The following is a 20,173-nucleotide window of genomic DNA, read 5'->3' as shown; positions in this document are numbered from 1 at the left end:
GCGATAGTCATGAAAACTTGTTGACAAAATTGCACACGTGTTCAAGATTTGAACGCAGGAGGAAGGCAACCAGTTTTCACTCATCACAACACAACTTTTTCGACAATCGACAGGATCGTCAAAATTTGAAGGTTTTCGGAAGTAGTAGGGTGAAAATAGGTATTTGTCACACTGGTTACATGAAGTGAGGATAATCAGTGAATGCACACGTGTTCAAGTTGTGCGTGTCGATCAAAAGGGGATCATCCATGACCACATCTATGCTTAAACGCACGACCGCCGTGCTTCTGTTTAGCGCTCTGGCTGCGCCGGTACTGGCCGAAGACGTCACCATCACAGTTTGGGCGGGTGGTTCGAATGATGCGGATGCCTATCGTATCGATGCGATCGAGATCGCCGCTGACATGCTCGAGCGTGAAGCCGCCATCGAGGGCCGCGACCTGAATATCACGGTCGAAGGCAAGCGTGACTTTGGCGGTTGGGAAGAGTTCAAGCAAGGCGTGACGCTGGCGGCAGAGGCGGGCAAAGCACCGAACATTGTGGTCACCAGCCATCTGGACATCGCCCCCTGGAGCCAGGCGGGATACATCGTTCCAGCCGAAGACTATCTGGATTTCGACGCCTGGCCATTGAACGATATCTATCCGAACCTGCTGGAGATCGCCGCGTATAACGGCATTCAGTGGGGTCTGCCACAGGATGCCGAAAGCCGCCCGTTCTTCTTCTGGAAGGACACCATGCGGGGCATCGGGTATTCCGACGAGGACATCGCGGCACTACCTGACAAAGTTGCCGCGGGCGAATATACCCTGCAGGATGTTCTGGCTGATGGGAAGAAAGCAGTCGATATGGGGCTGGTCCAAGAAGGGTATGGCTTCTATCCGCGCCCGTCCAACGGCCCGGATTGGGGTCAGTTCTATCAGTCGTTCGGCGGCACATTGCAGGACCCCGAAACCGGTAAACTGGTCCTCGACAAAGCCTCGATGGAGGCATTCTATCAGTTCTTTGCCGATGCGGTTGATGCGGGCATCACACGCAAGAACCATCTGGGCACCGATTGGGGCCAGTGGTACAGCGAAGTGGCCAATGGCAAGGCGGCGACCTGGCATGGTGGCACCTGGCACTATGCACGTTATACCGGCAAAGAAGGCAATGACGATTTCTTCGGCACCATCGAATTCTCATTGATCCCGGCGGGTAACGAAACCGGTCGCGCCAATACGATCACGCATCCGTTGGTTTACCTCGTTACCGATCAGGAAAATGACGATCACGAGGAAATCGCAGCGCAACTGGTCAAGATCGCATCAGAACCGCGCCTGAACTCACTGCACGCGATCAAATCAGCGCACTTGGGAATTGGTCAACAGCAATCCAATATCGAGTTGTACGCCAACGACCGATGGGCATCAGAAGCAACCGAACGTCTGTTGATCAACGCCAATGCACAGCCGAACAACCTAGATTATGGTGCTTTCTCGGAAGCCATGTTCAAGGGGCTTGAGGCAGCCTGGACCGGTGTGAAATCTCCGACTGACGCAGTGGCCGAGCTTGAGGCCGAATTGACCGCCAAGCTGGGCGACAACCTTATCGTCCAGTAAGATCACTCCCAACCGGCCGGGGCAGGCGTCTTGCCCCGGCCATCCTTTTCTCGGAGATTGCAATGCCCCGTTTCAATGCGCTTGGGTTCGGATTTCTTGCGCCCGCGATGATCGTGGTGACGCTGTTCTTTCTGGCCCCGGTCATCCTGACGGTGTTCTTCGCCTTCACCAACATGTCCACGTCGACGGGAATCACCGGGGGCGAGTACCTGCTGACTCAATCTGACCTGCGCGGACTGAAATCCAGCGAATTGTCGGACAGCACTTATGAGACGCTTGAGAATTCCGGCTACCTGATCGACGAGGCCGGATTGGCTCGACTGGCCGAAACGCGCGATCAGGCGACAGCGGATGAATTGGCCAGACTGCATGCAGGCGCGCAATTCGACTCGCGCCGTGACATGGAGCGTGCGTTGAAGGACTTACGCGACAATCGCATTCGGTCGACGCGCGACCGTAAGGCATTGGCCGAGCTGTTCAAGACCAGCGTCATGGATGACCGTTTCCAGACCAGGGATGAGTTCGTCACCGCCCTGTCGGCTGCCGGAGTACCGGACGCGGATCAGAAGATTTTGGTCAAAGAGGCCTATACCGGCTGGGTCTGGACCACTGAGAATATGAAGCTGCTGTTCTCGCTCGACAGTTCATGGCGCTATGCGATGAACACATTATTCTACGTAGTATTGACGCTCAGTTTCAATGTGGGCTTTGGCCTATTTCTGGCGATCTCTACGTTCTACCTGCCGCCCACCATCGCCAACACCTTCCGCACCATCTGGTTCTTGCCGCGCATTCTACCGCCAGTTCTTTATGTGTTGATGTGGTACTGGTTGACTTGGGATACCGGCATCATTTCGTCTTTCATGAGCTTGTTTGGCATGGCGCCGCGTAACTGGATGCTGGACACAGCAACAAACGCGTGGATCGTGGTTATCCTGATCAACGGATTTGTCGGTGCATCATTGGGGATGATCCTGTTCTCATCTGCAATCAAGACGATCCCCGCCTCGATGCTCTATGCGTCCGAAGTGGACGGGGCCAATCGCTGGCAACAGATCCGATACATCATCCTGCCGCAACTGCGCTGGCCGATCCTGTTCACCTCATCCTATCAGACCCTGTCTCTGCTGACTTCGTTCGAATACATCCTGCTGGCCACTGATGGCGGGCCCGGCGGAGCGACCGAGGTTTGGGCGTTGGCGGCTTATCATACCGCACTGAACAACTATGGCGGCAATCTGCAATACGGTCTGGGCGCGGCCTATGCGCTGGTGCTGGTGGTGATCGGCATTGTGACCAGTTTCCTCTACCTGCGCTTCTTCAATTTCAAAGACCTCGTGGCCAAGCCGCGGATCGAGCAATAGGGGCCTTGTTATGACATCGAACTTTCGCTCGCTTCCGGTTATTGCGCTGCTGACGATCCTGTCGCTGCCGCTGGTGGTCATGTACGCCTTTACATTAGTGGATTCGATCACTGACGCCGAGCCTGGAAGTTTGATCCCGTCGGAATTCACATTCCACCACTGGCGGTTTCTATGGGACGACACCACCGGGCGCGGGTCGGTTTGGATCGCGACAATCAACACGTTTATCTTCGCCGGGTCTACAGCGGCCATCGTCTGCGCCACCTCCTTGACATCGGCCTATGCACTGTCGCGGCTGAACTTCCCAGCGCGGCGGTTCTTTCTGGCAGGCGTCATCATCCTGCACGCCTTCCCAACCATCACCCTGATCATCGCGATCTTTCTGATCCTGCAATTTCTGGGCCTATTCGACACTTTGATCGGTGTGATCATGGTCAAGGCGGCGCTGGAGCTGCCCTTTGGCATCTGGGTGATGAAAGGGTTCTATGACACCGTCCCATGGGAGATCGAGATGGCGGGTGTGCAGGACGGAGCCAGCCGCTTCATGGTTTGGCGCAAGTTGGTTTTGCCGCAAGTGCAGCCCGGCTTGTCAGCGCTCTTGATCTTTTCCTTCCTGTCGGGGTGGAGCGAGTTCATCCTGCCGCTGGTGCTGGCTCCGGGCAGTGACGCACAGGTTCTGTCAACATATCTGGCCTACTTCCTGTTGGATGACAGTCTTGAGGTTGACTTCAACCTCTTCAAATCGGTGGGCCTGTTCTATGCGCTACCGGTGATCCTGATCTATCTGGCTTTCCAGAAAAAACTGATGAATATTTATGGCGGGGGCTCGAAAGGCTGATGCAACTCAGGCTCAATAGTTTCACCAAAACCTTCGATAATCTGACCGTCATCGACGAGTTGAACCTGACCGTGGAAAGCGGTGAGATGATGGCTCTGTTGGGCCCGTCGGGTTGCGGCAAGTCTACCACGTTGTTTACCATTTGCGGCATCCATCGGATGAACGGCGGTACGTTGCATTTCGGCGATCGGGATGTGTCGAACTTGCCGTCGCAGAAACGTAATGTGGGCGTGGTGTTTCAGAACTATGCGCTCTACCCGCATATGAATATCCGCGAGAATATCGCCTTTCCGCTGCGGGTGCAGAAACTGGATAACGCCACCATCACGCGCAAGGTGGGTGAGATCGCAGAACTGGTGCACATCCCCGAATTGCTGGACCGCCGCCCGGCGCAATTGTCGGGAGGGCAGCAACAGCGCGTGGCGCTGGCGCGGGCTTTGGTAAGACAACCGGATGTTTTGCTGTTGGATGAACCACTAGCCAATCTCGACGCCAAGCTGCGGCTTGAGATGCGCTCGGAAATCCGCCGTATTCAGTTGGAGACCGGGATCACCGCCATCCTCGTGACCCATGATCAGGTCGAGGCGATGTCGATGTGTGACCGGATCGCGCTGATGAAAGACGGCAAGATCATACAACTTAGCGAACCGGACCAGATGTATAACGATCCGGTTGATACATTCGTGGCTGGTTTCCTGGGCAATCCGCCGATCTCGTTCCTTGACGCAACAGTTGCAGATGGGCAATTCCGGGTTGGTGACAGCGGTATTGCCATCTCTGACGCGTTACAGCCCAAGGTTCACGGTCAGGTACAGCTTGGCATTCGGCCCGAGTATTTCGGTCCTCAATTCGGCATTGGCCTGACTGGCAAAATCAGCTTTGTCGAAACGCAAGGGCGAGAGGATTTGTACAATGTCACCTTGCCCAACGGCTCGATTCTGCGCTCGATCCAACCTGCCGGACGCCGCCTGAAATTGGGTGAGACCGTGAACTGGGGCATTGCCTCGGATCATGCCTTGGCCTTTACCCCTGAAGGTACGCGCATCTGATGTCGGACTGGTTGACCCCCTCTCGTCCCTTATCAATCGCGCATCGCGGGGCCAGTGCCTATGCGCAGGATAATACTCTGAACGCATTTGCACTGGCCGCCGATCTGGGTGCCGACATGTGGGAAGTCGACCTGCATTTGACGGACGATAATCAGATCATCGCCTTTCACGACTGTGCGCTTGCGGATGGACGAGCTATCTGCACGCTGTCCTACACAGAAGTTCGCGCTGCGGTCGGGACCAATGAAGCCCCATTGTTCTCGGACGTCATCGCCTTGGCGCGGGCCCGCGACTGCGGCATCTACGCGGATATCAAGGCCCCGGCCGCGTCTGTAGCGGTTTCCGAGATGCTGCAAGAGGCAGGGGTCGAGCGTGCCATCCTGGGGGCGTTCGATTCCCGTGCTGTGGCAGCCCTGCGCGACGCCCAATGCCTGTATCCGCTCGCGACCCTGATCCCGGTAGGTATTGATCCGTTCGAGGTCTCAGCCGATGCTGACATCATTCATCTGTGCTGGGAAACGATGGAGCGTCCGCAGGATATGCTGGATGAAGCGTTCTTTGCCCGCTGCCGTGCAAACGACCAAAAAGTGGTTCTATGGCACGAAGAAGACCCCATCCGTATGGCAGATTTGCGGCAAAAACCCGTACTGGGTATCTGCTCGGACAGGCCAGAGCTAGTGAATCCGCTCCGGTTTCAAAACGGGCTGCAGGTGGTTTGCCATAGGGGCGCCAACAAGATCGCGCCGGAAAACACTCTGTCTGCAGCGCATGCATGTTTCGCCGCTGGTTTCAGTCACGTCGAAATAGATGTGCATGTTACGTCGGACAACCAACTGGTCGTGCTGCATGACCCAACGCTCGACCGGACAACCAACGGCACTGGGCCTGTGAATGACCATACGCTGGCGGAACTGCAGTCTCTCAGCGCCGGGCAGTGGTTTTCCAGCTTCTACGTCGATGAAGGAATCCCGACTCTGGATGACGTGCTGAGCCTGGCCAAACTCTACAATGGTCAGTTGTATATCGAACTGAAATCGGCACCAGCGCAGCTGGTTTGGGATCGGGTCGTGGCCCATGACACGCAGGATCGGGTGTTCTTCTGGTCCTTCGTGATGCAATCACTGCACGACATGCGGACCATTTCGAACGAGGCACATCTGATGATGCGCCGGCAGGATTTTGAAACTCTCGACGAGACGCTCGAGAGCCTGTCTCCGTCGTTGGTCGAATACACACTGGCAGACGATTGGTCCGATTTCCCAGACCTCCGTCGCCGTGGCGTTCCAATCATGATTGCGTATTCGGGCGACGACCGGGCGATGCTGGAAAAGATCGCAAAGGCCGGTCCGGATTTGGTTAATCTCGACCAACCATTTGTTTTCGCGGATATTTGCCGTCGGAACGGGGGTGTGATTTGACTGACGATCATAACAAGCCGGTAACTTCTTTCGACGTGGCCCGGCGTGCCGGCGTGTCGCGATCGATGGTATCCCGGGCCTTCACCGAAGGCGCAAACATATCGGAAAAATCCCGCGAAAAGGTCCTGAAGGCCGCGGAAGAGCTGGGCTACAGGGTAAATTTTCTGGCGCGAGGGTTGCAGACACGGCAGTCCAATTTAGTGGGCATTGTGGCGTCGTCTCTGGATACACCATTCCGGTCGCGGCAGGTCAGAATAGCGGCGCAGGAATTTATCAGCCATGGCTATCGCCCCATCTTGCTAACCGTTGAACCGGGTGATGATGTGGGGCAGTGGGTCTCGGTCATGCTGAATTACAATGTGGCGGGCGTGATGGTGACCTCGGCCACACCTTCGCCAAAAATCATTCAAGAATGCCGAAAACTGCGAATGCCTTTGGTGCTGATCAACAGAGGTAAAAATCAGGATATCGCCGATACTGTTCAAATCGACGTCCAGCAAGCCGGTGAGCTGGCCTTTACGATGTTGACGCGGTCGAGGGCAGGGCGGCTGGCCGTTGTTCACCCACAGATCCCCTCTTATTCAGTTACCGGTCGTGCGCGTGCGTTCATCGAAAAATGCCGCATTGAAAATATCGAAGTCGATGAGTTCATCTCAACCAGCCAAAGCTATGCTGCGGGGTATGATATTGCGGGCAACATTGGTCTGTCGCTGGATCATATAGATGGTGTTTTCTGTGCGACTGATCTGTTGGCACTGGGCGTCATGGACAGGCTGCGCGCCGATTGGAATACGCGGTTTCCCGACGATTTGCAGGTTGTTGGATGCGACGACATCGAACAGGCCGGGTGGGGTGCTTACCACTTATCAACGATACGCCAAGATGCCGAAGAACAGGTTCTTGCAGCAGTCACGCAGATGTTGGAACGGATCGAGAATCCTGACGCGCCGATTCAGCATTACAATCAGAGGCTTACACCCATTTTCCGCAAAACCACATTGAGCAATTATGACTAAGACATTCAAATCTAAACTGGATTTTGCCAAGTTTCTGGCTATGGAGGCCGGTAAATTGGCGCGTGATCAATACCGCCGAAAAGATGACGAGTTCATTTCGGTAAAGGGGCTGCAGGACTTTGTAACCACCGCAGACCGCCAGGTAGAGGAGCTTATCCGCGCTCTTATCTCGCAATATTATCCCACAGATGCGGTGTTGGGAGAAGAAGACGGAAATACGGGTCACGGCGACGCATTGTGGGTCGTCGACCCAATTGATGGGACGGCCAATTTCATGCGTGGCTTACCCGACTGGGCTGTTTCAATCGCATATTGCGAGAATGGCAACATCGAACTTGGTGTAATCTATGCCGCAGACCGGGATGAGCTGTGTTGGGCAAGAAAGGGGCAGGGTGCCTTTTGCAACGACCAACCACTTCACGTGTCCGATTGCAGCCGACCGGATCAGGCTCTGCTTTTGTTGGGCCGTTCTTCCCGCGGGCCGCTGCAAAACTACTTGGATATCATCCGCCTGACCATCGCAGCCAAAATGGAATATCGTCGTAATGGTTCAGCCGCAATTAGCTTGATGTCGGTCGCACAAGGCCGCGCCGAGGGATACTATGAGGCACACTTGAACGCATGGGACGCGTTGGCGGGAATTCTGATCATTCGCGAAGCCGGCGGTCTTGTGCACGCTAAGTCGGTACCGGAAACGTTGAAAAACGGTAGCGGCATCGTAGCAGTTACACCCATGTTGGAACGGGTGGTGCTGGAAGTAACCGGGACAGATCCTGATATCACGACGGAAGCCGAGGTGATGACATGATGAGGCCAGTAAAATCGGTTTCTGTCGGATCACTTGAGTGGTGGGACGGCGGTTGCAACAAGAACTAGTGCTTGGGGTGCTGAATTGGGCCGCGGTCTCAGCCAGGCGGAAGGCCGGGATCAGTTGCTTTGATGCTTTTTCGCTGCGAGATGCGCGCCCACCAATCAGCAAGTGCAGAGTATTTGGTCAGCTCTTTTGCACCCTCGGGCGCTTGGATGAAATACGCAACCATCGGCGCGAGGTGGCAATCAGCAAGCGTGAAATTCTTACCGTTAAGGACGTTGCCCTCCGAAGCGAGTGTGTTTAGCGCGTCTAGAACGGGCAGGGACGCTTTGATGCCGATCGCAACTTCGGTTTCGTCGCTTTCTTCACCAACTGCCGGGCAGAATACACGTTGAGCGAACACCTGACGAACCATGGGACGGTAGCCGTAACTGTCCATAATCGAAACGACTTGCGCAACGCGAGTGAGAGGTTTGGCTCCGACCGGCATTAGGGCCGGACCGTTGAAAGCAGCATCAATGTAACGAAGGATTGCTGCCGTTTCATAAACGTCAAATGCACCGTGGCTTAGAACCGGTACGCAACGAAACGGATGGCGCTTCAAGTAGTCTGCGGGAATATTGGATGCAAAAGGATCAATTTCCTCTGTTTCGTACGAGATTCCCTTCTCGTGCAGCGCAATACGGACAATGCGATTGTATACGCTGAACTGGTAGCCACGAAGCACAACTGGTTTCTTCATTCCATCAGACTAGCGTTCATGTACCTGTACCGAAAGTGGGAGTTGCGAGCGATTTTTCGTTCAACTGTCTTCAATTACGTGTCACTCTCGCTGATCCAGATCCGTCTGGATAAATTTCTGTTTTTGTTTTTTCAGCATGATAGGGGATTTGCACAATCCATTTTTGAATGTTGTCGGATCACCTTAAGGGCAGTCCAAGACGAAAACCTATGTGGCACTGACCCGGGCACGTCAGAGTGTCGCTATCGTTGTGCCGGATAACTTTGTCCCCAAAGTAGGGGCCGTCTTCGAGTTCCCGCATTAGTCAATATTCGATAAAGGTGCTCTATCCGCAGCATGCGTTATTGTCGTTCAACCACTGCCATAGGCCAAATAATCAGGCGAGATGGGATCGACTATAAGTACCCACTCTGGAGGCGCATTGAGTTACATGGTAGCTTCAACTTTCTCCAAATTTCTAAGGCGAGCGCATGTCCGAGTTGAAGATCCAGTGCCCAAAGTGTTCCAACGAAATTGAGCTGACCGAGCAACTAGCTGGCCCGATGCTGGCCGAGCTCCGGGCGTCTTTCAATGATGAGCTGGCCAAGCAAGAGGCGCAAGCGACAAAGGCGCTGGCAGTTGCGCAGGCGCAGGCCAAAGATGCGGCCAAAGCTGAAACCGCAGCAGAACAGGCTGCTCTTGTAGAACGCATCAAGGCTCAGGACGAAAAGCTGCGCGAAGCCCAAATGGCCCAAGCTGCTGCGCTGAAACGTGAACAGGAGCTCAAAGACAAGGAGGCCGAGATGGAGCTGACCTTGCAAAAGATGCTCGCGGCAGAACGTCCGGCACTAGCTGAAAAGCTGACCCGCGAGGCGAATGAGAAGGCCGAATTAAAACTGGCCGAACAAGAACAAGTCATGCAGGGCATGAAACGTCAGATCGAAGCGCTGAAACAGAAATCCGAACAAGGTTCGATGCAGACACAAGGAGAAGCAGCGGAAATTGTGTTGGAAGAAACACTCGGTGCGGCCTTTCCTATGGATGCCTTCCTACCCGTTGCCAAAGGCGTCAGTGGTGCGGATGTTCGTCAAGAGGTAACTGCAACGAAAGGGATCGCTGGCAGTATTCTGTGGGAAAGCAAACGTACAAAGAACTGGACTGCCGGTTGGCTTGCAAAATTGCGCGATGACCAGCGGGCCGCGGGATGTGAGGTGGCTGTGATTACCTCCCAAGCCCTGCCTGAGGGGATTGACAGTTTCGCCATGGTTGATGGCATCTGGGTTTGTGCGCCGCGCTACGCAGTCCCGCTGGCGTCCTCCTTGCGCCAAGGTTTGATCGACGTGGCAAATGCCAAGGGCCGCGCGATGGGGCAGGAAACTAAGATGGAAATGATTTATGACTACCTGACCGGAACCCAATTCAAGCAACGCATCGATGCGATTGTCGAACGCTTCGAGGACATGCAAGACAATCTGCGCAGGGAACGTGTCTTCATGGAAAAGCAGTGGGCGTTGCGGTCCAAACAGATTGATCTGGTGATCGCGTCAACGGTTGGGATGCACGGTGATTTGCAGGGGATTGCTGGTCGGTCGATGCCTGAAATTGAAAGCGTTGAGGCGTTGCTGATCGGGAACGACGACTAAGGGTAGAGAACGATCTGCAACGACCGGATGGTCCTTTGGTCTGACTTCGGCAACTAACCTCGACACGTCCAGATTTCAGTGAACGTTCCGACGCGTGCTGACGTCGACTTGCAACGCCTGGATCGTCGAAATATGCAAAAAGCGCAAAAGTCTTAAGGTGTTGAATTCAATGGGAAGCGAGTCTCAATAATTCAGTCCCATTATTTACGTACTCCGACAAATGTGTTCGGGTTGTGAAAAGATACGCATAATCGATATTATGGTAAAAGTAGCATGTATTCTAAATTGAGTGTCAACGCCCTACGATGACGCTTCTATTGGCATTGTTGGAGCGTCTAATGGAACTGCATGGCAAAACAGTCGTTGTTACTGGCGCGGCCCAGGGAATCGGTAAAGGTATGGCAATGCGATATGCACATGAAGGTGCGCGCGTTGTATGTGCTGATATCGATGACGCCAAATCAAAAGCTGTTGCTGAAATGATCGGTGGGCACGCCTTCGGATGTGATGTGTCCAGCGAAGAAGCAATTAGGTTGCTGATCGAGAATGTCGAAAGTCAAATCGGCCCAATCGATTTGTTTTGCGCAAATGCAGGAATTCTGACGCTTGGTGGATTGGACGTTCCTGACGAAGAATGGGACCGGATATGGAAGATCAATGTGATGTCTCATGTCTGGACAGCGCGCCACTTGGTTCCTCGGATGTTAGAACGCGGTGACGGCTACATTCTGATAACGGCATCTGCGGCAGGCCTTTTGAACCAGCCTGGCGCAGCACCTTATGGTGTAACTAAGCATGCTGCAGTTGGAATGGCGGAATGGTTGTCGTTGACTTATGGACATAAAGGTCTGCGTGTATCTGTTTTGTGCCCACAGGCCGTGCGATCCGAGATGACGCGTGGACACGAAGACTCAGTTGCCGCGATCGACGGAATGTTGGAACCAGAAGACGTGGCACAAGCATGTGTTGATGCCATTCGTAGCGAACAGTTTCTTGTTCTGCCGCATCCTCAAGTTCTGGACTACATGAAGTTGAAAACAGCGGACTATGACCGCTGGCTGGCTGGAATGCGAAAGTTAAATCAACAGTTTATCGAAGATAGTTAAGGTTTTTTCTGAACTCTCCGCATCAAACCTTCCTGAGCTACAGAGGCGACCAGCATACCATCTTCCGAATAAATCGAACCACGATTGAAATTACGCCCCTGCCCTGTCCAGGGTGACTCCATCGCATACAGGTGCCAGTTTTCGAAATGGACCGGCGCGTGGAACCAGATGGTGTGATCAAGACTGGCGCCGTTGACCTCTCCTGTAAACCAGCTCAGACCATGTGGGCGCATGCCGGAACTCATCAAATTCATGTCAGAGGCGTAGGCCAGCAACAGGTGCTGAGTCTTCGCGTCCACTGATGCTGCGGCGCCTATGCGGAACCAGATTTGATTGCGGTCATCCGATGCCACCGGATTGAACGGGTCCAGATGATCCACCTCGCGGACTTCTATTGGGCGTTCGCGGGTTAGCTCCAAGCGCAGATTTTCCGGTACACGGTCCAGATATTTCTGCCGCAGTTCCGACCGTGTCGGATAGCTTTCTGGAGGGTTCAGTTTCGGCATCGGGTGTTGGTGTTCCCAGCCCTCATCCTGAATGTGGAAGGATGCCGACATGTTAAGGATCTGTTTTCCGTGTTGGATCGCAACCACCCTGCGGGTGGTAAATGAACCTCCATCTCGCGCTCTATCCACATGATAGATAACAGGAATGGTTGGATCTCCGGGGCGAATGAAATAGGCGTGCAACGAATGACACAGCCGGTCATCCACGGTTTTATAAGCAGCGGCCAAGGCCTGTGCGATGACTTGACCACCAAAAATACGCATAGGCGTTTCGCCACCCGAGCCTGTACCGCGAAACAGATCGACTTCAAGCCGCTCGATGTTCAGAAGATCCAAAAGAATGCGCTCGGCGTCGGTCATGGTTCACCCTCAGGTTTTGGTCTTTTAGGGCGTATCAGCCGGTGCGAGATCATTCAATCATCGCGGCCAGAACCATTGCTTTGAGCTCGGCCCGGGAAGGATAGGAGCTGGATGGCGACAATTGTGTAAAGAACACGGCAGTCAGGTCGTTTTCCCAATCGATCCAGAAAAAGGTTGAGGCCATGCCGCCCCAGCTGAAATCCCCGACGGACCCGGGAACACGCGCCCGACTTGGGTTCAACACGACCGAACCACCCAGACCAAAGCCGACACCTTCCATTGGCTGTTCAGCAAAGCTCTGCGGTCCCATTGATGCAATGTCACCCGGTAAGTGGTTGCGCATCATGAATTCTACGGTTTTAGAGCCCAGCAACCGATGGCCATTGCCCACGCCCCGATTGCGCAACATTTCGGTAAATTTGGCATAGTCGTCAATCGTGCTGATCAAACCTCCGCCGCCTGAAAAGGTTGTCGTTTCTTCGAACGGGGATTGCCCCGCGTGATCCACCAAGCGCAGAGTGTCAGAGCCTAATTCAGCTGAATTCAACGCCATGGCATCACCCGACAGAGGTGTGTAAAGCGACGCAAAGCGTCCCCCTGCCCCAGCTGGTACCGAAAACCCGATCTGGGACATATCCAGCGGCGCAAATATCTCCTGCTCATAGAACCTGTCCAATGGCTGCCCGGACACCACCTCGATCACCCGGCCCAGTACATCGATACTCACTGAATACTCCCAACGGGAACCGGGTCTAAATGCAAGCGGAAGACTTGCAAGATCACGTACTCTATCGGCCAGAAGCCCTTGATCTGGTTTGAAGATCAGGTCCTGTTCATCCATTGCTGCTGGTAACAGACCGGGATTGAACGGATAACTGAAACCGCTGGTATGGGTGAGCAATTGATGCAGCGTCGGAGTTGTCGCATCTTCGGTTTGATCCAGTCGTTCGGCACCCGGTATCAACGCTTGCATGGATTGAAACTCGGGGATGAACTCAGACAGCGGGGCATCAAGGTGAAACAGGCCCTGCTCGGCCAGCATCATCAGGGCAACGGATGTCACAGGTTTGGTCATCGAATAAATCCGCACCAAAGTATCCCGTTCGAAGGGAAGGTTTTCCTCGACGCTGCGCAGGCCGCTGGCGTGAAAAAAGGCCTCGCTGCCTTTATGATGCAACAGCAGCGAACTGCCCGCGTATTTTCGTTGCTCGACGTAGCTGTCCATCCATAAACGGATGCGATTTAGACGCGTCTGATCAAGCATCACTTGGGGGCTGGGCATGGGTGGTCTGACCTCCTGTCCTTCAGCCCGATCTTGGTGAATCGGCGAACGAAACAACAGTGATTTCTGAAGGCGTCAGCCGAGATTTGTTTAGGTCCGATTGCTGCCAGCGAGACGGCGTTTGGACTGCTAGACTGATCCTGCTACAGATTCGCCTTGTGCGCAGTTACACCCAACCCCGGAGGATACCATGGCGCGAAGCATAGATTTCGTTTACGATTTTTGCAGTCCGAACGCCTTTTTGGCCCACAAAATGTTGCCAAAGCTGGCCGCGCGCCACAAGGTTGAGGTTAATTATGTCCCGGTTTTGCTATCTGGCATCTTCAAGGCGACCCACAATCAAAGCCCGTTTCAGGCCTTTTCGGAAAATCGTCAAAAAACTGCCTATCTGACGCATGACTTGCATCGCTTTGCGCGTCGCCGTGGTCTGAGCTTTCACATGAGTCCACATTTTCCTGTGAATACCAAACTCGCCATGCGGGGGGCATATGCTGCATCCGGTAAATCATGGGAAAACAAATATATAGATGCCGTATTTGATGCCATTTGGGTGCATGGTCAAAAGGTGGATGAAATTGGTGTTTTGACAGACATCCTGCAGGAAAACGAACTGCCGGTTCGAAAAATACGAGAGGCCGTTGCAAATGAAGGGACAAAGCAAAAACTCAAGGAGCAGACCAAGTCCGCTGTGCGACGCGGCGTGTTCGGGGTACCCAGCCTGTTTTCGGGCACGGAGATGTTCTTTGGCAAAAATAGTCTGGCGAACCTGGAGCTGGAGCTAAAAAGATCTCCAGAGCCCTAATTTAACAATTTTGACACAAGCACTAACCGAGCAAATTCAAAGCTCTTTTCCCAGTGCGGCCAGCCCGCACTGCGCGAAAATTGGAACATAGGTTCCAAACGCTTGCGCGCGCTTGGGATCGGATGCATTTCCATCCAAAGCGCGCTTGTAAACGCCCTGTAAAATCGCGGCCATTCGAAAGAAATTGAAAGCCAGATAAAACCCAAAGTTCTGGATACCAGGCAAGCCGCGCCGCTTGCAGTATTGCGCGATGAATGCCTGATCGCTGGGTAGGCCCAGACTTTCCCGATCGATCCCGGCCAATCCACGGCCTTCTGTTCCAGGCTGCATTTGCCATTGCATGATCACGGCAGCCAGATCCGCGTAAGGATGACCGATTGTCGACAGCTCCCAATCCAGAACGCCGATGCATCCGGTTCCCTCCGATGCGAACATCAGATTGTCGATACGATAGTCGCCATGGACCAGCGTTCTTTGCCCGTCATCTGCAGGGATTGAACGTTCTAATTCCGAAATTAGCGCATCCATATCCGCAATCGCTGAGGTTTCCGAGGCGCGGTATTGCTTGGTCCAGCGCGATATCTGGCGTTCGAAATAGTTGCCCATTGGTCCGTAATCGGACAGGCCCGCCGCATCAATATCCACCATATGCAGTTCAGCAAGCACACGGTTCATTTCATCCATAACGCCAGTTCGAACGTCGTTGCTTTCGCTGCGCAGCGTTGGCTCGAGAAAAATCCGTCCCTTCAGATGCTCCATGACGTAAAAAACTGACCCGATAACGCCATCATCCTCGCAGAGTAGATGCATTTTCGGAACCGGTACATTGCTGTCCGCCAGAGCCTGTTGAACACGAAACTCGCGATCAACGGCATGTGCCGATTTCAGCAACACCCCAGGGGGCTTGCGGCGCAACACGTAAGATCGGTTGGGAGTGCGTAATTCGAAGGTTGGGTTTGACTGGCCCACGGCGAATTTGGTGGCTTCCAGCGGGCCTTCATAGCCGTTCAGATACTCTTTGAGGTAAGCATCAACAGCGGCGATATCCAATGTGGTTTCTTTGCTCATCGGGCGCTCGGATCAAAACGCTTCGGCAAAAATATTGCCAGCAGTCACCACGTTGATACCGCCTGACACAGGGATGACGGCGCCGGTGACGTAACTGCCGCCGCGACCGCACAAAAACAACATGCAGCCGGCAATATCCTCATCCCGCCCAACACGCCCCAGAGGCACAGATTTGCCAACCTTTTCGCGCGTATCTTCGTCTGCTGTGGCAAAAGCCGTCATACGGGACACGAACGGTCCAGGCGCCAGCGCGTTGACCGTGACGTTGTAGGGCGACAGTTCTTTGGCCATGATCTTGGTCAGATGGAGGACGGCAGCTTTTGACGCCGAATAGCTGTAGGCGCCGTCCCCCATAGGGACCTCTCCCATCACCGAGCCGACATTCACGATCCTTGCGGGATCTTCTGGTGTTCCGGATTTCATCAGCAGAGGCAGCAACCTCTGTGTGAGTTCAAATATCCCGGCCACATTGACAGACATTACTTTTTCCCATGCTTCATAGGGAAACTGCCCCATTGGCGCACCCCATGAAACACCAGAATTATTCATTAATATATCAAGTCGTTCCGTGCGTTTATTAATGTCAGACACCAGTGCCTCGATACCTTCCTTGCTGCCGAGATCCCCGGCAAAACCCTCGGCGCTTCCCGGTGCGTCCAGTGCATTCAATTCCGCCGCCGCTTCAGCGCAGGCATCCCCCTTGCGCGACGCGATCAAGACATGAGCTCCGGCGCGGACCAATGCCTCGGCGGCCATACGGCCAATGCCGGTCGCACCACCCGTCACCAATGCGGTTTTACCCTGCAGTGAAAAAAGAGTTTCAGGTGTCATGGTCTGCTCCTCAGTTGGTTCCGGTGTGTGGCGATGCCCGCTGAACAACAAAACCCTGTCATGCCGTTACGGGAACTGCACGCCAGCGCCGTTGACATCACGTGATCCTGCACCAAAAGTTCCTCTTTACAAAATAACAGGGATAACAGGGTCAACATGCAAGCGTTACTCAGCGTCGCCCCCGGAGGGCCGGAAACACTGGAACTGACCACCCTGCCCGACCCCGAACCGGGAAAGGGCGATTTGCTGATCGGCGTAAAGGCGGCCGGTGTGAATTTTCCTGATACTCTGATCATCCGGGATCTCTACCAGATGAAACCGCCCAGGCCGTTTGCTCCGGGCGGGGAAATCGCCGGCGAGGTGCTTGCAATCGGTGAAGGTGTAACCGGTTTCAAGGTTGGCGACCGTGTCCTTGCGTTGACCGGGTCTGGCGGGTTTTCAACGCATCTGACCATCAAGGCTGCGACGGCGATCAAACTCCCCGATACGATGTCATATGAGGACGCCGCCTGTTTCATATTCACCTACGGAACGTCCTATCACGCACTGAAGGATCGTGCCGCTATTCAGCCCGGCGAGACGTTGTTGGTCTTGGGTGCCGCTGGTGGCGTCGGCTCGGCCGCAATTGAGTTGGGCAAAGCCATGGGCGCCCAGGTGATTGCCGGGGTATCTTCGCCCGAGAAGGCAGATTTTTGCCGTCAGATCGGTGCCGACGAAACCATCGTGTACCCTAGGGATATGGACAAAACCGCGCAAAAGTTCTTTGCCGGTGAAATCAAGGCCCTGGTCGGTCCGGGCGGTGTGGACGTGGTTTATGATGCGGTCGGCGGCGCGTGCGCGGAACCCGCACTACGCAGCATGGCGTGGAAAGGGCGATACCTTGTCGTCGGTTTCCCGGCTGGCATTCCGAATATCCCACTCAATCTTGCGCTGTTGAAGGGCTGTCAGATTGTTGGTGTCTTTTGGGGCGCTTCGGTGTTTCGCGAACCCCAGACCCATGCTGGAAATGTTCAAGAGCTCTTCAAACTTTATAACTCTGCCCGCATCAAACCGCGTATCACGGCGCAGTATCCGTTGCGGCGCGCGCCCGAAGCGCTTGAACTCTTGGCGCAGCGTTCAGTTCTCGGGAAACTTGTAGTCACAATGACCAAGGAATGACCGGATCAGCTGCAGGAGACATGTTGGTCCGGTCACACTAATTCCCGCTCTCAACCCATGAGGGCAAAGTCCAGTGGACATCCCTGCCAATTCACGTCTATGAACCTGTAATGGGGATTGTGAAGATATGCGCAACGTTCTGGTATTGAATGGACCGAATCTGAATCTGCTTGGTACGCGACAGCCTGAAGTCTACGGCAGTACCACGTTGCAGATGGTCGAGGATTTGTGCGTCCAACACGGGGTGTCCGTAGGGCTGCAGGTGTCACATCTTCAATCCAACCATGAAGGCGCGCTGATCGACGCGATCCATGCCGCACGCGGGGTCCAGGACGGGCTTGTTCTGAACGCCGGGGCCTTCACCCACACCTCTGTGGCGCTGATGGATGCGATCGCATCCGTTGAATTGCCGGTTGTCGAAGTTCACCTGTCCAACATTCATGCGCGCGAAGCATTTCGTCACAAATCCTTCATTGCCCCGGTGGCGTTGGGGCAGATTTGTGGATTTGGCGCCCAAAGCTATGTTCTGGCGCTTGATGCGCTTGCGGCACATCTGACAGCAGGGGGCGCGGCATGAAACTGAAAGAGTATCTGCACTTTGTGAGCTACACAAAAACGCTGGAAGAGCTTTGGGATGCGCATTGCCGGCAAATGGCAGAATATGGCTTCGACCGCCTGATCTATGGGTACACTCAGTTTCGAACTGCGACCTCACTGGGGGATCCCGAAGATTTTATAATCCTGACCAATCATAATCGCGCTTATGTCGATGGATTCCTTGGGGACGGCCTGTATTTCCACGCACCAATGCTGAAATGGGCCCTAGACCATGAAGGCGCCGCAAGCTGGAGCATGATCCAGGATATGGTGTCGAGCAGGACGCTGACACCGCAGGAACAAAGGGTCATTGATTTCAACAAGTCCAAGGGCGTCGTCGCCGGCTACACGGTCAGCTTCAACTCGGTCTCCATGCGTTCGAAAGGGGCGATCTCGCTCTCAGCAGGAGATGATCTGAGCCAGGAAGACGTTGATGCTGTCTGGCAGGAACACGGAGACGACATTCTTCTGATGAACAATGTCGCGCATTTGAAGATTTTGACCCTGCCCCACAGTCCACCTAATCGCGCCCTGACCAAACGCCAGCGAGAGGCTTTGGAATGGGTCGGTGATGGCAAGACGACACAGGACATCGCACTGTTGATGGGGCTGACGTCAGCAACAGTCGAAAAGCACCTACGGCTTGCGCGCGAAGCTTTGTCTGTCGAGACAACAGCGCAAGCTGTCCTTAAGGCGTCATTGCACAATCAGATGTTTGTTGTGGAAGCTTAACCCATTCGATTTGACGCCAAATTGCGTCACTTTACCTAGGGTAAGGAAAACATGACTTTCCGATCTGAGCCGAAAGTTGCAAACTAAGATGGTTCCGTGAGTGGTGGCTTTAGCCTGGGAACATTAGATTGGATCTTTGTAATATCAGGGCTCTCCAATCACTCTGACACAGGGGCGCCTATTTGTCCGCGTACCTAGGTCGGAATTTTGGGGGGCCTCGACCATCCCCATCATGCGGGGCCCTCCATACTCTCTTTCTGACTGTGTGCCAGACTGCCCAAATGCCTGGATACAAAAAAAACCGATTACGCGATGCGTAACCGGTTTTTATTGTGGGCAAGGTCTCTTTCGAGACCGTACATTGTGACTTAGCCCTGAGCGGCCTTGGCAACTTCGGCTGCGAAGTCTTCTTTTTCGACAACGATACCTTCGCCAACTTCCAGACGAACGAAACCGGTGATGGTTGCGCCGGCTTCTTTTGCAGCAGCTTCTACAGTCAGGTCAGGGTTCACGACGAACGCCTGATTCATCAGGGTCGATTCCGCAACAAATTTCTTCATACGGCCAACAATCATTTTTTCGATCACCTGCTCCGGCTTGCCGGATTCGCGGGCGATGTCCATCTGAACCTGCTTTTCTTTCTCGACAACGGCCGGATCCATGTCCGCCTCAGAGAGGGCTGCCGGGTTCACAGCCGCGATGTGCATCGCGATCTGCTTGCCGATTGCTTCGTCACCACCCGACAAAGCCACCAGAACGCCGATCTTGCCCATGCCGTTTGTGGCCGCGTTGTGAACATACGAAACAACAGTGTCGCCCGACAGCTTCGCCATGCGGCGCACAGACATGTTTTCGCCAATGGTCGCGATCTTGTCGGTCAGCGTGTCCGCAACCGATTTGCCGCCCAGATCAGCAGCCAGCAGCGCTTCGAGGTTGTCGACGCCTTCTGCGGCATAAGCGATCTTACCGACCATTTCCTGGAATTCAGCGTTTTTACCAACAAAGTCGGTTTCCGAGTTCACTTCGACAGCAACGCCACTGTTGCCTTCGACATGCACGGCAACCAAACCTTCGGCAGCGGTACGACCGGATTTCTTGGCCGCCTTTGCCAGACCTTTGGTACGCAACCAGTCAACGGCCTCGTCCATGTTGCCGCCGGTTTCGGTCAGCGCTTTTTTCGCGTCCATCATGCCTGCGCCGGTTGTGTCGCGCAGTTCTTTAACCATTGCTGCTGTGATTGCCATCTTTTGGCTCTCCTCAATTCAAACGG

General features: G+C 54.3%; 19 protein-coding genes. 13 read left to right on the top strand and 6 right to left on the bottom strand.

What is annotated here, in order from left to right:
* Positions 1–248 precede the first annotated feature (248 nt).
* The 7 genes from HW561_RS05525 to HW561_RS05495 all read left to right on the top strand — a co-directional run bounded on the left by HW561_RS05525 (position 249) and on the right by HW561_RS05495 (position 8,094).
* The gene (locus HW561_RS05525) at positions 249–1,601 is read left to right on the top strand and encodes an ABC transporter substrate-binding protein (protein ID WP_235962823.1); all 1,353 of its coding nucleotides are present in this window, start codon (positions 249–251) and stop codon (positions 1,599–1,601) included.
* A gap of 62 nt (positions 1,602–1,663) precedes the next feature.
* Entirely contained in the window at positions 1,664–2,965 is a 1,302-nt protein-coding gene (locus HW561_RS05520; RefSeq protein ID WP_176862536.1) for a carbohydrate ABC transporter permease, read from the top strand.
* Positions 2,966–2,975: 10 nt separating this feature from the next.
* Positions 2,976–3,803: a carbohydrate ABC transporter permease gene (locus HW561_RS05515; RefSeq protein WP_176862534.1), complete on the top strand. Its 828-nt coding sequence runs from the start codon at positions 2,976–2,978 to the stop codon at positions 3,801–3,803.
* Positions 3,803–4,852 (top strand): ABC transporter ATP-binding protein, encoded by a 1,050-nt coding sequence (locus HW561_RS05510; protein WP_176862532.1) that lies wholly within the window; start codon positions 3,803–3,805, stop codon positions 4,850–4,852. Before HW561_RS05515 ends, HW561_RS05510 begins: the two co-directional genes overlap by 1 nt.
* Entirely contained in the window at positions 4,852–6,270 is a 1,419-nt protein-coding gene (locus HW561_RS05505; RefSeq protein WP_176862530.1) for a glycerophosphodiester phosphodiesterase family protein, read from the top strand. Before HW561_RS05510 ends, HW561_RS05505 begins: the two co-directional genes overlap by 1 nt.
* Positions 6,267–7,286, top strand: a complete 1,020-nt coding sequence (locus HW561_RS05500; RefSeq protein ID WP_176862528.1) for a LacI family DNA-binding transcriptional regulator — start codon at positions 6,267–6,269, stop codon at positions 7,284–7,286. Before HW561_RS05505 ends, HW561_RS05500 begins: the two co-directional genes overlap by 4 nt.
* On the top strand, positions 7,279–8,094 hold the full coding sequence (locus HW561_RS05495; RefSeq protein ID WP_176862526.1) for an inositol monophosphatase family protein: 816 nt from the start codon (positions 7,279–7,281) through the stop codon (positions 8,092–8,094). The genes HW561_RS05500 and HW561_RS05495 overlap by 8 nt, the downstream gene beginning before the upstream one ends.
* Positions 8,095–8,191: 97 nt before the next feature.
* Here the strand turns inward: HW561_RS05495 and HW561_RS05490 are convergent, their stop codons facing one another.
* Positions 8,192–8,839, bottom strand: coding sequence for a glutathione S-transferase family protein (locus HW561_RS05490; RefSeq protein WP_176862524.1), 648 nt, complete (start codon positions 8,837–8,839; stop codon positions 8,192–8,194).
* Between the two features lie 470 nt (positions 8,840–9,309).
* On the opposite strand from HW561_RS05490, the gene HW561_RS05485 reads away from it, so the two are divergent.
* Positions 9,310–10,461, top strand: a complete 1,152-nt coding sequence (locus HW561_RS05485; protein WP_176862522.1) for a DUF2130 domain-containing protein — start codon at positions 9,310–9,312, stop codon at positions 10,459–10,461.
* A 338-nt stretch (positions 10,462–10,799) separates the two neighbouring features.
* On the top strand, positions 10,800–11,567 hold the full coding sequence (locus HW561_RS05480; RefSeq protein ID WP_176862520.1) for an SDR family oxidoreductase: 768 nt from the start codon (positions 10,800–10,802) through the stop codon (positions 11,565–11,567).
* Here the strand turns inward: HW561_RS05480 and HW561_RS05475 are convergent.
* Entirely contained in the window at positions 11,564–12,433 is an 870-nt protein-coding gene (locus HW561_RS05475) for an acyl-CoA thioesterase (RefSeq protein ID WP_176862518.1), read from the bottom strand. The two genes, HW561_RS05480 and HW561_RS05475, sit on opposite strands and share 4 nt — an antisense overlap.
* 49 nt (positions 12,434–12,482) lie before the next feature.
* Entirely contained in the window at positions 12,483–13,715 is a 1,233-nt protein-coding gene (locus HW561_RS05470) for a serine hydrolase domain-containing protein (RefSeq protein WP_176862516.1), read from the bottom strand.
* 190 nt (positions 13,716–13,905) lie between these two features.
* On the opposite strand from HW561_RS05470, the gene HW561_RS05465 reads away from it, so the two are divergent.
* The gene (locus HW561_RS05465) at positions 13,906–14,517 is read left to right on the top strand and encodes a 2-hydroxychromene-2-carboxylate isomerase (protein ID WP_176862514.1); all 612 of its coding nucleotides are present in this window, start codon (positions 13,906–13,908) and stop codon (positions 14,515–14,517) included.
* A gap of 36 nt (positions 14,518–14,553) precedes the next feature.
* On the opposite strand, the gene HW561_RS05460 is transcribed toward HW561_RS05465, so the two are convergent.
* Together HW561_RS05460 and HW561_RS05455 are read right to left on the bottom strand one after the other, a co-directional pair.
* Entirely contained in the window at positions 14,554–15,585 is a 1,032-nt protein-coding gene (locus HW561_RS05460) for a phosphotransferase family protein (protein ID WP_176862512.1), read from the bottom strand.
* A gap of 12 nt (positions 15,586–15,597) precedes the next feature.
* Positions 15,598–16,416 (bottom strand): SDR family oxidoreductase, encoded by an 819-nt coding sequence (locus tag HW561_RS05455; RefSeq protein WP_176862510.1) that lies wholly within the window; start codon positions 16,414–16,416, stop codon positions 15,598–15,600.
* Positions 16,417–16,572: 156 nt separating this feature from the next.
* Between HW561_RS05455 and HW561_RS05450 the strand changes: the two genes are divergently transcribed.
* The 3 genes from HW561_RS05450 to HW561_RS05440 all read left to right on the top strand — a co-directional run bounded on the left by HW561_RS05450 (position 16,573) and on the right by HW561_RS05440 (position 18,903).
* The gene (locus tag HW561_RS05450; RefSeq protein ID WP_176862508.1) at positions 16,573–17,574 is read left to right on the top strand and encodes an NADPH:quinone oxidoreductase family protein; all 1,002 of its coding nucleotides are present in this window, start codon (positions 16,573–16,575) and stop codon (positions 17,572–17,574) included.
* A 127-nt stretch (positions 17,575–17,701) separates the two neighbouring features.
* The gene (aroQ, locus tag HW561_RS05445; protein WP_176862506.1) at positions 17,702–18,151 is read left to right on the top strand and encodes a type II 3-dehydroquinate dehydratase; all 450 of its coding nucleotides are present in this window, start codon (positions 17,702–17,704) and stop codon (positions 18,149–18,151) included.
* Entirely contained in the window at positions 18,148–18,903 is a 756-nt protein-coding gene (locus tag HW561_RS05440) for a LuxR family transcriptional regulator (protein ID WP_176862504.1), read from the top strand. The genes aroQ and HW561_RS05440 overlap by 4 nt, the downstream gene beginning before the upstream one ends.
* 368 nt (positions 18,904–19,271) lie before the next feature.
* On the opposite strand, the gene tsf is transcribed toward HW561_RS05440, so the two are convergent.
* Positions 19,272–20,147: a translation elongation factor Ts gene (gene tsf / locus HW561_RS05435; protein ID WP_176862502.1), complete on the bottom strand. Its 876-nt coding sequence runs from the start codon at positions 20,145–20,147 to the stop codon at positions 19,272–19,274.
* Between the last annotated feature and the right edge of the window lie 26 nt (positions 20,148–20,173).

Origin of the sequence: Ruegeria haliotis (assembly GCF_013377785.1) — a bacterium.
Lineage (GTDB): Bacteria > Pseudomonadota > Alphaproteobacteria > Rhodobacterales > Rhodobacteraceae > Ruegeria > Ruegeria haliotis.
Note: the sequence above shows the minus strand (reverse complement) of the source record. Positions and strands in the feature narration are given on the sequence as shown.

Excerpts from the sequence above, each read along its gene's own strand:
- HW561_RS05460 (WP_176862512.1), bottom strand. The coding sequence starts at position 15,585 with ATGAGCAAAGAAACCACATTGGATATCGCCGCTGTTGATGCTTACCTC.
- HW561_RS05510 (WP_176862532.1), top strand. The coding sequence starts at position 3,803 with ATGCAACTCAGGCTCAATAGTTTCACCAAAACCTTCGATAATCTGACC.
- HW561_RS05450 (WP_176862508.1), top strand. The coding sequence starts at position 16,573 with ATGCAAGCGTTACTCAGCGTCGCCCCCGGAGGGCCGGAAACACTGGAA.
- HW561_RS05455 (WP_176862510.1), bottom strand. The coding sequence starts at position 16,416 with ATGACACCTGAAACTCTTTTTTCACTGCAGGGTAAAACCGCATTGGTG.
- HW561_RS05475 (WP_176862518.1), bottom strand. The coding sequence starts at position 12,433 with ATGACCGACGCCGAGCGCATTCTTTTGGATCTTCTGAACATCGAGCGG.
- HW561_RS05505 (WP_176862530.1), top strand. The coding sequence starts at position 4,852 with ATGTCGGACTGGTTGACCCCCTCTCGTCCCTTATCAATCGCGCATCGC.
- HW561_RS05525 (WP_235962823.1), top strand. The coding sequence starts at position 249 with ATGACCACATCTATGCTTAAACGCACGACCGCCGTGCTTCTGTTTAGC.
- HW561_RS05515 (WP_176862534.1), top strand. The coding sequence starts at position 2,976 with ATGACATCGAACTTTCGCTCGCTTCCGGTTATTGCGCTGCTGACGATC.
- HW561_RS05480 (WP_176862520.1), top strand. The coding sequence starts at position 10,800 with ATGGAACTGCATGGCAAAACAGTCGTTGTTACTGGCGCGGCCCAGGGA.
- HW561_RS05485 (WP_176862522.1), top strand. The coding sequence starts at position 9,310 with ATGTCCGAGTTGAAGATCCAGTGCCCAAAGTGTTCCAACGAAATTGAG.
- HW561_RS05465 (WP_176862514.1), top strand. The coding sequence starts at position 13,906 with ATGGCGCGAAGCATAGATTTCGTTTACGATTTTTGCAGTCCGAACGCC.
- HW561_RS05495 (WP_176862526.1), top strand. The coding sequence starts at position 7,279 with ATGACTAAGACATTCAAATCTAAACTGGATTTTGCCAAGTTTCTGGCT.
- tsf (WP_176862502.1), bottom strand. The coding sequence starts at position 20,147 with ATGGCAATCACAGCAGCAATGGTTAAAGAACTGCGCGACACAACCGGC.
- HW561_RS05520 (WP_176862536.1), top strand. The coding sequence starts at position 1,664 with ATGCCCCGTTTCAATGCGCTTGGGTTCGGATTTCTTGCGCCCGCGATG.
- HW561_RS05490 (WP_176862524.1), bottom strand. The coding sequence starts at position 8,839 with ATGAAGAAACCAGTTGTGCTTCGTGGCTACCAGTTCAGCGTATACAAT.
- HW561_RS05440 (WP_176862504.1), top strand. The coding sequence starts at position 18,148 with ATGAAACTGAAAGAGTATCTGCACTTTGTGAGCTACACAAAAACGCTG.
- aroQ (WP_176862506.1), top strand. The coding sequence starts at position 17,702 with ATGCGCAACGTTCTGGTATTGAATGGACCGAATCTGAATCTGCTTGGT.
- HW561_RS05470 (WP_176862516.1), bottom strand. The coding sequence starts at position 13,715 with ATGCCCAGCCCCCAAGTGATGCTTGATCAGACGCGTCTAAATCGCATC.